At 71.4% G+C, this 10,442-nt stretch carries 12 protein-coding genes and 1 pseudogene; 8 read left to right on the top strand and 5 right to left on the bottom strand.

Annotated elements, in window-relative coordinates; genetic code table 11:
* Positions 1 to 119: 119 nt before the first annotated feature.
* On the bottom strand, positions 120 to 779 hold the full coding sequence (locus tag AB0959_RS50950; protein WP_366833838.1) for a ThuA domain-containing protein: 660 nt from the start codon (positions 777 to 779) through the stop codon (positions 120 to 122).
* Between the two features lie 147 nt (positions 780 to 926).
* Between AB0959_RS50950 and AB0959_RS50945 the strand changes: the two genes are divergently transcribed.
* From AB0959_RS50945 to AB0959_RS50935, 3 genes and pseudogenes are all read left to right on the top strand, one after another.
* Positions 927 to 1,532 carry a sigma-70 family RNA polymerase sigma factor gene (locus AB0959_RS50945; protein WP_366833837.1) on the top strand — a complete coding sequence of 202 codons (606 nt, stop codon included), beginning with the start codon at positions 927 to 929 and terminating at the stop codon, positions 1,530 to 1,532.
* Positions 1,529 to 2,098, top strand: coding sequence for a hypothetical protein (locus AB0959_RS50940; RefSeq protein WP_366833836.1), 570 nt, complete (start codon positions 1,529 to 1,531; stop codon positions 2,096 to 2,098). Before AB0959_RS50945 ends, AB0959_RS50940 begins: the two co-directional genes overlap by 4 nt.
* A 181-nt stretch (positions 2,099 to 2,279) precedes the next feature.
* Positions 2,280 to 3,527, top strand: a pseudogene (locus AB0959_RS50935) (acyltransferase); the annotation flags it as partial.
* Here the strand turns inward: AB0959_RS50935 and AB0959_RS50930 are convergent.
* Complete coding sequence (locus tag AB0959_RS50930) at positions 3,488 to 3,916, bottom strand: ATP-binding protein (protein WP_366833841.1); 429 nt, start codon at positions 3,914 to 3,916, stop codon at positions 3,488 to 3,490. The pseudogene AB0959_RS50935 and the gene AB0959_RS50930 overlap by 40 nt on opposite strands.
* A 125-nt stretch (positions 3,917 to 4,041) precedes the next feature.
* Here AB0959_RS50930 and AB0959_RS50925 point away from each other — a divergent pair, with 125 nt between their 5' ends.
* From AB0959_RS50925 to AB0959_RS50915, 3 genes are read left to right on the top strand one after another with little or no spacing between them, the layout of a single operon-like run.
* Positions 4,042 to 4,872 carry a helix-turn-helix transcriptional regulator gene (locus AB0959_RS50925; protein ID WP_366833835.1) on the top strand — a complete coding sequence of 277 codons (831 nt, stop codon included), beginning with the start codon at positions 4,042 to 4,044 and terminating at the stop codon, positions 4,870 to 4,872.
* Positions 4,869 to 5,060, top strand: a complete 192-nt coding sequence (locus AB0959_RS50920) for a DUF397 domain-containing protein (RefSeq protein ID WP_366833834.1) — start codon at positions 4,869 to 4,871, stop codon at positions 5,058 to 5,060. The genes AB0959_RS50925 and AB0959_RS50920 overlap by 4 nt, the downstream gene beginning before the upstream one ends.
* Positions 5,061 to 5,106: 46 nt before the next feature.
* Positions 5,107 to 6,123: a DUF5954 family protein gene (locus AB0959_RS50915; protein ID WP_366833833.1), complete on the top strand. Its 1,017-nt coding sequence runs from the start codon at positions 5,107 to 5,109 to the stop codon at positions 6,121 to 6,123.
* 3 nt (positions 6,124 to 6,126) lie between these two features.
* Here the strand turns inward: AB0959_RS50915 and AB0959_RS50910 are convergent, their stop codons facing one another.
* Positions 6,127 to 6,798, bottom strand: a complete 672-nt coding sequence (locus tag AB0959_RS50910) for a hypothetical protein (RefSeq protein WP_366833832.1) — start codon at positions 6,796 to 6,798, stop codon at positions 6,127 to 6,129.
* 146 nt (positions 6,799 to 6,944) lie between these two features.
* On the opposite strand from AB0959_RS50910, the gene AB0959_RS50905 reads away from it, so the two are divergent.
* Positions 6,945 to 7,334, top strand: a complete 390-nt coding sequence (locus AB0959_RS50905) for a VOC family protein (protein ID WP_366833831.1) — start codon at positions 6,945 to 6,947, stop codon at positions 7,332 to 7,334.
* 103 nt (positions 7,335 to 7,437) lie between these two features.
* Entirely contained in the window at positions 7,438 to 8,775 is a 1,338-nt protein-coding gene (locus AB0959_RS50900) for a cytochrome P450 (RefSeq protein WP_366833830.1), read from the top strand.
* A 15-nt stretch (positions 8,776 to 8,790) separates the two neighbouring features.
* Here the strand turns inward: AB0959_RS50900 and AB0959_RS50895 are convergent, their stop codons facing one another.
* Together AB0959_RS50895 and AB0959_RS50890 are read right to left on the bottom strand one after the other, a co-directional pair.
* Positions 8,791 to 9,474 (bottom strand): helix-turn-helix domain-containing protein, encoded by a 684-nt coding sequence (locus tag AB0959_RS50895; RefSeq protein ID WP_366833829.1) that lies wholly within the window; start codon positions 9,472 to 9,474, stop codon positions 8,791 to 8,793.
* A 10-nt stretch (positions 9,475 to 9,484) separates the two neighbouring features.
* Positions 9,485 to 10,417 carry an AraC family transcriptional regulator gene (locus AB0959_RS50890; protein WP_366833828.1) on the bottom strand — a complete coding sequence of 311 codons (933 nt, stop codon included), beginning with the start codon at positions 10,415 to 10,417 and terminating at the stop codon, positions 9,485 to 9,487.
* Positions 10,418 to 10,442 lie beyond the last annotated feature (25 nt).

Raw genomic sequence — 10,442 nt, 5'->3', positions numbered from 1 at the left:
GGGGGGCCCCCCGGCTGCGCGCGCGTTACCCCCTGGGCCCGGCCCCATATTGGCCAACCCCCCCCCCCCGCCACCCCCCTCCCCCGGCGCCCCCCCGGGACTGAGAAGCCATTTTGGTCTCACCTTGCCGATGTGTCGGCCAGGCGGGCCGCCCAGTTGATCCCGCCGAGCAGATGACGGCGGAAGTCCGGGTCGTCGTACGCCTCCGCAGCGTGTCCGAGCGCGGTGTAGAAGACCCGGCCCGCGCCCTGCTCGCGGCACCAGACGAGCGGGTGGTCGGCGCCCATGCCGCCGCCGTCGTACGAGGACTCGTCGGCGCGGACCAGCACGTGTACGGCACCGCGCGGGTTGGCCCGGAAGTCGTACCACTCGTCGGTGAACTCCCAGGCTGCGGGCAGGTGCCGGGTCGCCGGATGGTTCCGGTCCTCGATCACGGCCTTGCCCGGCTGGTACTCGGGGTGGCGCGCGAACCGGGCGCCGAGCAACTCGCCGTAGTAGGGCCAGTCGTACTCCGTACAGGCCGCCGCGTGCACCCCGACGAAGCCGCCGCCCCCCTCGACGTACGCCGCGAGCCGCGCGCGCCCCTCATCGTTCAGCACCTCACCGCTGGTGGAGAGGAAGACGACCGCCGCGTACGCGTCGAGGGGTCTCTCCAGCGCCCCGGGCTCCTCGGTGGCGTCGACGTCGAAGCCCAGGGAGCGCAGGGCGGCCACACCGGCCGGGATGGAGTCGTGCCGGTAGGCGGTGGTGCGGCTGTAGACCAGGATGCGGGGTGACATGGGCCGAGCCTATTTCGCTGCGCGGGCCACCCCCAAGGGCCGAAAATTTCGAAGCGCGCCCCGCACACCACCTCTGTAACGCCTTTCGCGCCTCGTACCAAGAACAGGTGAAGTGCCTTCGAGTGACTTTGACGGAAGGAGACGCCTGTGGATGGCGCGGAACGGTTACGGGGTGGGCCCGCCGAGGCGGTACGTGACCCTCGGCTCTTCGAGGAGTTCTACCGGCGCCACGTGGACGCGGTGATGCGTTTCGTGGCCCGGCGGGTCGACGACCCGCACACGGCGACCGACCTGACGGCCGAGATCTTCCTCGCCGTCCTCGACTCGGCCCACTCCTACCGGCCGGGGCTCGGCAGCGAGACCGCCTGGCTGTACGGCATCGCGCGCAACGTCGTGTCGTCGGAGCGCCGCCGGGTCGCCCGGGAGACCGAACGCGATCGGCGTGTCTCCGGGCGGCGGTTGCTGGAGGCCGACGACATCGTCCGCATCGAGGACAAGCTCGACGCGGAGAGCCCGGGGCGGCGTGCGCTGTCCGCCCTGGCGAGGCTTCCCGAGGGCGAGCGCGCCGTCATGGAGCTGATCGCGGTCGACCAGCTCACGGTCACGGAAGCGGCGGCCGCGCTGGGCATCCGCCAGGTCACCGCCCGCGTCCGGCTGCACCGGGCACGCAAGGCGCTGCGCGAGGAGGCGGACTCCAGGGCCACGGATACTCGGGAGGCGCCGCTGGTGTACGTCGTGAGGGGAGAGGCATGAGCACGAGGACGACGTTCGAGGACCGGCTGCTCGGTGAGCTGCAGAGGGAGATCCAGCTGCGTGAGGCCGGGGCGGGCGGGGGAAGGCCGAAGGTAGGGGCCTCTGTGCGCCGGTTCGCCATCGTCGCGGCGGCCTGTGCGGTGGCGTGGGTTGCAGCGGTGGTGGTGCCGGGTTCACCGACGGGCGCGAGCGCGTACGCGGTGGAGCCGGTCGGCGATGGCAGAGTCAAGCTCACCTTCGAGGACCAGAACATCAGCGTCGGAGCCCAGCGGGAACTCGCAGAGAAGGTGCGCCCGTGGGGCATTCACGTGACCGTTGACGTGCTCGCCCTCGGCTATGTCTGCGAACGCAGCAAAGTCGCGCCCATCGCAGCGGTCGATGTACAGGGCAATCGCGTACCCATCGTCCCCATTCAGATCAGCTGGGACATCACCCTGCGCCGGGGCAACGTACTGGCCTTCGAAAACACCAGGGGCAGCTCCCAGCCGCGCGCGGTCGAGCTCTACGCGACCCGGAGCGAGGCCAAGCCCTGCATTCCGATGAAGGTCGCCCTGCCGGACGACTAGCCGACCGGTTCGCCGAACGACGGAAGCCAGAGCACGGGGCGGTGTGGGTCACAGGATGTGACAGTCTGCGCTGAAGTGTCACATCTCGTGGCGGAGGCTCTGAGGGCCGGGGCCAGAGGCTGCACGGCTCGGCGGGCGGCCGCATCGTCGACGGCCGGATCGAAAGAGGACTCGATTATCAATGAACCACCCGTCTCCCGTCCCTCCAGCACCAGGACAACCACTCTCCGCATCCGTCCAACTACCGCATGAGGTCGAGGGCGTCGGTTCGTCACGGCTGGGCTGGCTGGACGCGCTGCGCGGCCTCGCCGCACTCGTCGTGGTGTTCGACCACTCGTCGTACACCTTCATGGCCGACTTCCGTCGGGAGCTGATGCCGGAGTTCAACACCAGCCGTTACGGCATCATGGTGTTCTTCCTGGTGAGCGGCTACATCATCCCCGCGTCACTGGAACGCCGGGGCTGCGTACGGACGTTCTGGACCGGACGGCTCTTCCGCGTCTACCCGCTGTGGGCGGCCGTCGTCACCGTGTTCCTCGCTCTCAACCTGTGCGGCGTCGTGGAGCTTCGTGACTTCGGGGAGCAGAGCCCCGCGACGGTGGTCGCCGCCCACGTCACGATGCTCCAGGAACTCCTGGGGACGCCAAGTCTCCTGCTCATCCTGTGGACGCTCTCGTACGAGATGGCCTTCTACCTGCTGGTCGTCGCCCTGTTCACGATCCGCCTCCACCAGCGGTCGGCGGCGGTCGCCGTCATCCTCGCCACGCTCGCCGCCGTGAGCGTGACGGCAGGGGTGGCGCTGCCGGCCTCCGCCCTCTCGGACAGGGTCGGGACCGGCCCGCTGGTCGCGCTCGCCTCGGTGGCGATGGTGGTCGCCATCTGTTGTGCGAGTGCGCGGGCACCCGTACTCCGCGTGGTCGGGAGCGTGTTGGGCGGTGTGCTGGCGCTCGCGCTCGTCCCGCTCAACGGCACGGTCCCCACATGGGAGGGCCTGGTGATCCTCGCCGTGATGTTCCTCGGCACCGCCGTCCACCGGGCCGAGCGCGGTCGGACCACGTGGCGGTGCGCGGCAGGCACAGCCGTCGTGGTGGTCGCCTGCGCCGTGGGGAGCGCGTACCGGTACGGCGACGGGGACCACTTCACACGGCGCGGCTGGATCGCGGGCTTCCTGCTGGCCGTGCTCACGTTCGGCGCCGGACTGGCGTTCCGGCACCGACGCACACCGCGCCCGCTGACCGGGCTGGGAACGATCAGCTACTCGGTCTACCTGGTGCATCCCGTGCTGCTGGCGGTGGTCGAGGGCACGATCGGCCGGTTGCGGCGGGACAGCGCCGTGCTCGAAGTGGTCTTCTACGCCGTGCTGCTGCCACTGTGCGTGCTCACATACCGTCACATCGAAGCGCCGGGCCAGGCGTGGGGCCGGAAACTGATCTCGCACCACACGACCTTCCCGGGATCCCGCTCCCCCACCCCCCACTTGTCCGCCAGCTCCGACACCAACAGCAGCCCGCGCCCGCCCTCGTCCGCCTCCCCGGCGTCCACCTGCGGCACGGCCGGTACGCCGCCCCCGCTGTCATGCACCTCGACGCGCACCCCACCCCCGTAGGGCAGCGGCAACAGCCTCAGCAGGAAGCCACGGCCGGGTGGTACGCCGTGCACCAGGGCGTTGGTGGCGAGTTCGCTGACGCACAGCACGACGTCGTACGACCGCTCTCGCACGCCCCAGTCCCTGAGCGCCTCACTCGCGAAGGCGCGGGCGGCGGGGACGGACGTGCGTTCGCGCCGGTAGAAGCGTTCGCGCGGGGACGGGCGGGGGATTTCTGCGTTCACGTGACGAGCATCACGCTACGTGGTCATCATGAAACAGTGCGTGCACCCGTACAGCCGGCTTGTACGGGTGTGCGGCGGTGAACGTACGCGCGCGGATGGGGAGTTTGGACCGCATGAGCACCACTACACGGTCACGGGCACGGAGGAACGCGTCGGCGATGAGGATGGTGGGCGCGCTGCTCGCCCTCTACCGCCAGGCGGCCGGGCACACGCAGAAGTCACTGGGCGATCGGTTCGTCGTCGGCGAGCAACAGATCGCGTCGATCGAGCAGGGCAGACGGCCCTTGAAGCCGGATCTCGCCGAGCAGCTCGACGAACTGCTGGGCACAAAGGGGGCGTTGTCGACTGCACTGAGCAGAATGCCGGAGGTGGACCTCATCCCGGTGTGGGCGGAGGAGTTCCTCGACCAGGAGCGGGAGGCCATCGCGATCTCCTCGTACGAGAACCAGGTACTGCCCGGTCTGCTCCAGACGGGGGCATACGCGTCAGCGGTGTTCCGCAGCCGCGTTCCGGTCTACGACGAGGACCGGATCGCCCAGTTGGTGGCGACGCGCTTCGAACGCCAGGCGATCCTGCACCGCAAGGATCCGCCGATCACGTCCTTCGTGGTCTGGGAGCCGGTGGTGCGGGCTCCACTCGGCGGGCGAGAGGTCTGGGCCGAGCAGTTGCAGCACCTGCGTGAGTGCTCCGAACTCCCGGGCCTCATGTTCCAGGTCCTGCCGTTGGATCGCGCCACCCACGCGGGGCTCAACGGGCCGTTCGTCGTGCTGGAGACCCCCGAACACCAGCGGCTCGCCTACACGGAGTCCCAGCGCGGCAGCCAGCTGATCGCTGACCCAAACGAGGTGGCGATCCTCAACCAGAAGTGTGCGATGCTGCGGTCACAGGCCCTCACCCCCGAGGACACGAGGGATCTGCTGGACCGTCTGCTAGGAGAGCAATGAGCGGCACCGCACTTCAGTGGTTCAAGTCGAGCTACAGCGGCGACGAAGGCGGCAACTGCCTCGAACTCGCCCTCCACCCCACCACCATCCACATCCGAGACTCCAAAACCCCCACCACCCCCCACCTCACCGTCACCCCCACCGCCTGGACCGCCTTCCTGGAGTTGGCCAACAACTCCGGTTGTTGAACCGATTCGGCCACGCCGCGCACGCGAACCCCGTAACAATGTGTGCGTGAACGACAACTGGCAGCAACGGATCCAGGCGCTCCACGAGGAGCTGATCCGGCGTGACGATCCCGCCGCGTGGGTGCGGGAGGCCGACGCGGTGGAGGCCTCGCTTCGTTATCCCCATCTCGCGCTACGTGGGCCGGTGTTCGGGATCGCCGTGCAGGATCCGGCCGAGGGCCCCGAGTGGCGGGTGCTGAAGCCGGTGGTGGACGGGATGCCGCAGGTGGCCCGGGACGGGTTGCAGTCGCATCTGTTCTTCACCGCGAAGGACGACACCGCCGACCGGGCCGTACGACGGGAGTTGCTGGCGGCCGTGGCGGTGCTGGAGCGGGATCCGGTGAACGAGGTCGTGGCGTGCGGGGTGCGCTACCGGGTGGTGCGCGGCGACGAGTTCGGGCGGGCCGGGGAGGACGGAATCGAGCCGCCACGGCCCACCGACCCGGAGCCGGTGGAGCGTACGTGGGAGCGAAAGACGCGTGACACACCGTCCCCGGACGTCGGCTTCGTTCTCGATCCGGACCACACGGCCGGTCCGGCCGCGGGTGCGCTGAAGCTGGGGCTGCGGGACTTCGCGTACCCGGGCTCCCGCTTCCCCGCCGACATGTGCGCCGACTCCGAACGCGCGGTCGACACCCACCCGGAACTCGTCCTGCTGCCCACGGGCTTCGGTCTGGCCGAGCGCGGGGAGCACGGCTGGCGGCCGCGGGGCGCCCTGATGCCGACCCCGCACGACGCCCGGCGCATGTTCTACAGCGGAATGAGCGAGACGTGGGCACTGCTGTACGAGTTCGACGACGCCAAGAAGGCCAAGTACGCGAAGGCGGCCGAGGAGTATCGGGCGCTCGAACGCGCGGACGAGTTCCGCGTCGGCGACCGGCTCTTCCGGATCTGCCGTGTCGAACGCATGCTGCGCACGGGCCCCGACGGTCCGGAACCGCCGCGCACGTCGGACGTCGACGACTACGGGCCCATGAAGATGCACCCGACGTTGAACGAGGACGGCACGCTCACCCACGAGTGACGGTCAGCCGCCCGGGCCTACGACGTTGTTCGGTGGTCCGTCCCCGGCCGGCGGCAGGTCACCACGCTCCACCGGTCCCCCGTGGTGCGGGGGCGGCAGGAGGAAGGCCAGTTCGGCGGAGGTCGGCCGGCGGGCGGCCCCGGCCGCGGCGCGCAGGGCGTCACGGTCGACTCTGGTCTTGTCGCCGCTGATCCGGACCACGTGGTCCTCCTCCGGGACGGCGTACTCGTGCTGCTCGCCGACCGTGCGGTACCAGGCGTCGCCGTCCCGCTCGCAGATCACCGACTCTCCCGCGCCCTGGCCGACCGGCCGCTTCGGACAGCTCTCGGCCGTCATCGTGCCGCGGTCCACGAGGAGGAGGATCTGGGCGCCGCTCTTGCGTGACCAGTACGCGCTGGAGAAGCCGTCGTCGCCGTAGACGCCCACCGACTGCCGGGCCAGCGTGAAGCCGGGGGACTCGGTGACGTAGACGAGTTCCGGGGCGAGGCCCAGCGCCTCCGCACGGGCCTGCAGCTCGGCCCGGTCCGGAGCGGGCCGCCGCGGCTCGGGGGCGTTCACGACCACCTTCTCGTTGCCGCAGGCCGTGAGCAGCAGGGGCAGCAGGGGCAGCAGGGGCAGCAGGGGCAGCAGGGGTAGCAAGGTGAGGGGAAGCAGGACGCGTACAGCACGGAACATGGGCCCATAGTGCCGCACAGGTGTTCCACAGGTGGCGCTCAGAGAGTTTTGCGTGGCGCTACGTCATGCGTGCGCTCATGCCCCATGAGGCGCCCGTGTCCGATTCCTTCAAGACCACTCCGCCGGGGCCTGCCTACGGTGACCGCATGACTCCACGATTCGACGCCATCGGCCTCGTCGCCTCCGACATGGCCGCCTCTGTCGCCTTCTACCGCCGTCTCGGACTCACCTTCCCGGAGGGCTCCGAGACCGCGCCGCACGCCGAGGCCCAACTGCCGGGCGGGCTGCGACTGATGCTCGACACCGAGGAGACCGTCCGGTCCTTCTTCCCCGAGTGGCAGCCTGGGACGGGCGGACGGTCCTCGATCGCCCTGCTGTGCGAGAGCCCCGCCGAAGTGGACGCGGTGTACGAGGAGTTGGTGGCCGCGGGCCATCACGGCGAGCTCAAGCCGTGGGACGCCGTGTGGGGTCAGCGGTACGCGGTCGTCCACGACCCGGACGGCAACGGCGTGGACCTGTTCGCACCGCTGGCCTGACGGTCCCGGCCCGGACTGTCACGGGATGTGTCCATTCCCGTACAGTCCGTCGTGACGACCCTCCGTCGCGGCCAAGTCCCGCGGTTGACCAGGAGAAGAGAACATGGGCACCGAAGCCAGTCCCGGCCCCTTTCCGTCCGTTCCCGGAACGGGGCGGCCGGTCCCCGAAGCGGAGCCGGGACTCGTGGAGCGGTGGCGTTCGGAGCGGGGGGAGCTGGTCGAGCTGCTGTCCCAGGTGCGCGAGCGGTGCGGCGGCATCGCCGCGGTGCGACTCGGGCCGGCCCCCACCGTCCTGGTCACCGACCCGCAGGCGGTCCAGCACGTGCTCGCCCGGCACCCGGATCGGTACGTCAAGCGCTCCCACCGCGCCCGCCTGTTGATCGGCGACGGCGTCATGGCCGCCACCGGGGAGGCGTGGAAGCGGCAACGCCGTTTGCTGCAGTCGCAGTTCACCGGTCCCGGGATGCGCCGCTACGAGGAGCGGATCGCCGCGGCTGCCCGGACCACCGCCGAGCGCTGGGAGCGTTACGCCCGCACCGGGGAGACCTTCGACGTCGGGCAGGAGATGCGCCGCTTCGCCCTCGACGCGATCTGGCGCTCCCTCACCGGGCATCCCCTCGACGACGACACCGAGCGCGAACTGCAGGCCGTGGCGGCCGTGGGGGAGGCCCTTCCGACCCTGCCCGCCGATGCCGCGGACACCCGGGAAGCCGTCGCCGCCGATCTCGCCCGGATCGACGAGGTCGCCCGGCGTGCCGTCGAGGCCGCCGGCGACGGGGCGGCCGGCCCCGACGGCCCGGGGCTGGTGCACGTCCTGGTCGACGCCGCCACCGAGCGCCCCGAGTACACCGACCGGCTGATCCGCGACGAGCTGGTCACGTTGCTCGCCGCCGGGCACGAGACCACCGCCACCACCCTGACCTGGCTCTACCTGCTCCTCGACCAGAACCCCGCCGCCCGCGAACAGGCGCTCGCCGCCGGTGGTGAAGGATCCGCGCAGCGCCGCCAGGCCGTCCAGGCCCTGGTCCACGAAACGCTCAGGCTCTATCCGTCCGCCTGGGTCCTGCCCCGCCACGCCGCCGAGGACGACACCCTCGGCGGTTACGCCGTCGAGGCGGGCACCGACCTCCTGGTCTGCCCGTACCTCACGCACCGCGATCCCGGACTGTGGCCGGACCCGGAGCGCTTCGACCCGCGGCGCTTCACCACCCCGGACGGCCGGCCCGCCCACCCGGGTGCCTACTTCCCCTTCGGTATCGGTCCCCGCGCCTGCCTCGGTCTGCAGTTCGCGCTCCGCGAGTCGACCGCCCTGCTGGAACACCTGCTGCCGGCCCACATCCCGGCCTTCCACTCCACCCCGAAGAAGGCGGTGTACGGCATCACCGTCCGCCCCGACGGCCCCGCGCCCGCCACCTTGCGGGGTCCCGCAAGCCCGGCGTAATCCAAACGACAGGCCTCAACGGCCGAGCAACCGCCCGAGCGGCCGGCCCGTCAGCTGTCTCACCTCTCGCGCCAGGTGCGCCTGGTCGGCGTACCCGGTCCGGGCCGCCGTGTCGGCGAAGGGCGCGCCGGCCCGGGCGAGGACGAGCGCGCGCTGGAGCCGGAGTACGCGGGCCAGCGTCTTCGGGCCGTACCCGAACGCGGTCAGCGAGCGGCGGTGCAACTGGCGTGCGCCGAGGCCCAGTTCGTCGGCGACGGCGGCGACCGGACGGCCCGCGTCCAGAGCGGCCACGACCCTGCGCAGCAGCGGGTCGGGGGGCGTGGACCCGGCCGCCCGCTCCAGCGCCAGTTCCTCCAGCCCTCGCGCCGGATCGGCGGCGGCCTCCACCCGGGCCGTGAGCCGCCGCACCCTGCCGGCCGGCCACAGGTCGGCGAGGTCGACGCGCCTGTTGCGCAGCTCGTGCGCGGGCACGCCCAGGAAGGCGGGTGCCGTACCGGGGTAGAACCGCACCCCGGCCCACCGCGCGGGCGGGCCGTCGGTGACGTACGCCTGTGTGTCGGGCCCGGCGACCATCAGCCGCCCCTCGTTCCACAGCAGGTCCATGCAGCCGTCGGGCAGGACCAGCCCGGGCCCGGAGCCGGACGGGATGTTGGTCCACACCACGGCGCCCTTCAGACGGGACGCCCTCTCCGCGTACACGTACGAAAGGCTACGCCGCGCGCCGGTGCTCCTGCGGACTCACTCCGTACACCCGCTTGAACGCGCTGGACAACGCGAACGCCGTCCCGTAGCCCACCTGCCGCGCGATCGCGTCGAGCGTGTCGTCGCTGTCGCGGAGCCGGTCCGCCGCGAGGGCGAGCCGCCAGCCGGTGAGGTACGCCATCGGCGGCTCACCCACGAGGTCACGGAAGCGACGGGCGAGCGCCGCACGCGAGACACCGGCCTTGGCGGCGAGCGAGGCCACCGTCCAGGGGTGGGCCGGATCGTCCTGCAGGAGCTTGAGCACCCGCCCCACCACCGGGTCCGCCATCGCCGCGTACCACGCGGGCGCCTCCGCGTCCGGCCGTGCGAACCAGGCCCGCAGCGCCGCGATGACCAGCAGGTCGAGCAGCCGGTCGAGGACGACCTCCTGACCCGGCTCGTCCCGCACGATCTCCTCCATGATCAGCGGCGTGAGCGGGCACTGCCACACCTCGGAGGGCAGGCTCAGCAGCGGCGGCAACGCGTCCAGCAGCCGCCCGCTGACCTCGCCGTCGCAAAGGTACGTACCGATCAGCACCACCGCGGATCCGTCGAGCCGGTCGCCCCAGGTGCGCAGGCCGAGATCCATGGAGCCGTTCAGGGGGCGTCCGTCGGGGTACGAGCACTGGGCGCCCGGCAGGATCACGGCCTGCGGCGCGGTCGCCGGGTCGTCACCGCACGTGTACGGGTCAGGGCCGCGCGCGATGGCGAGGTCCCCGGCCCGCAGCAGCAGCCGCTCCCCCGCGTCCGGGGTGACCCAGGCCTCGCCCCGGACCATGAGCATCACCGTGAGCGGCGCGCGGTCCTCGACACGTACGCACCACGGGGGGTCGAAACACGCTCGGATCATGAGGGCGCCGCGGGCGCGGGGGCCCTCCAGCAGACCTGCGAGTGCGTCCATGGCGTCAGCGTAGACGCGCGCGTAT

This window comes from Streptomyces sp. NPDC046862 (genome assembly GCF_040704615.1).
Lineage (GTDB): Bacteria > Actinomycetota > Actinomycetes > Streptomycetales > Streptomycetaceae > Streptomyces.
This window is presented reverse-complemented; position numbering and strand designations above follow the sequence as displayed.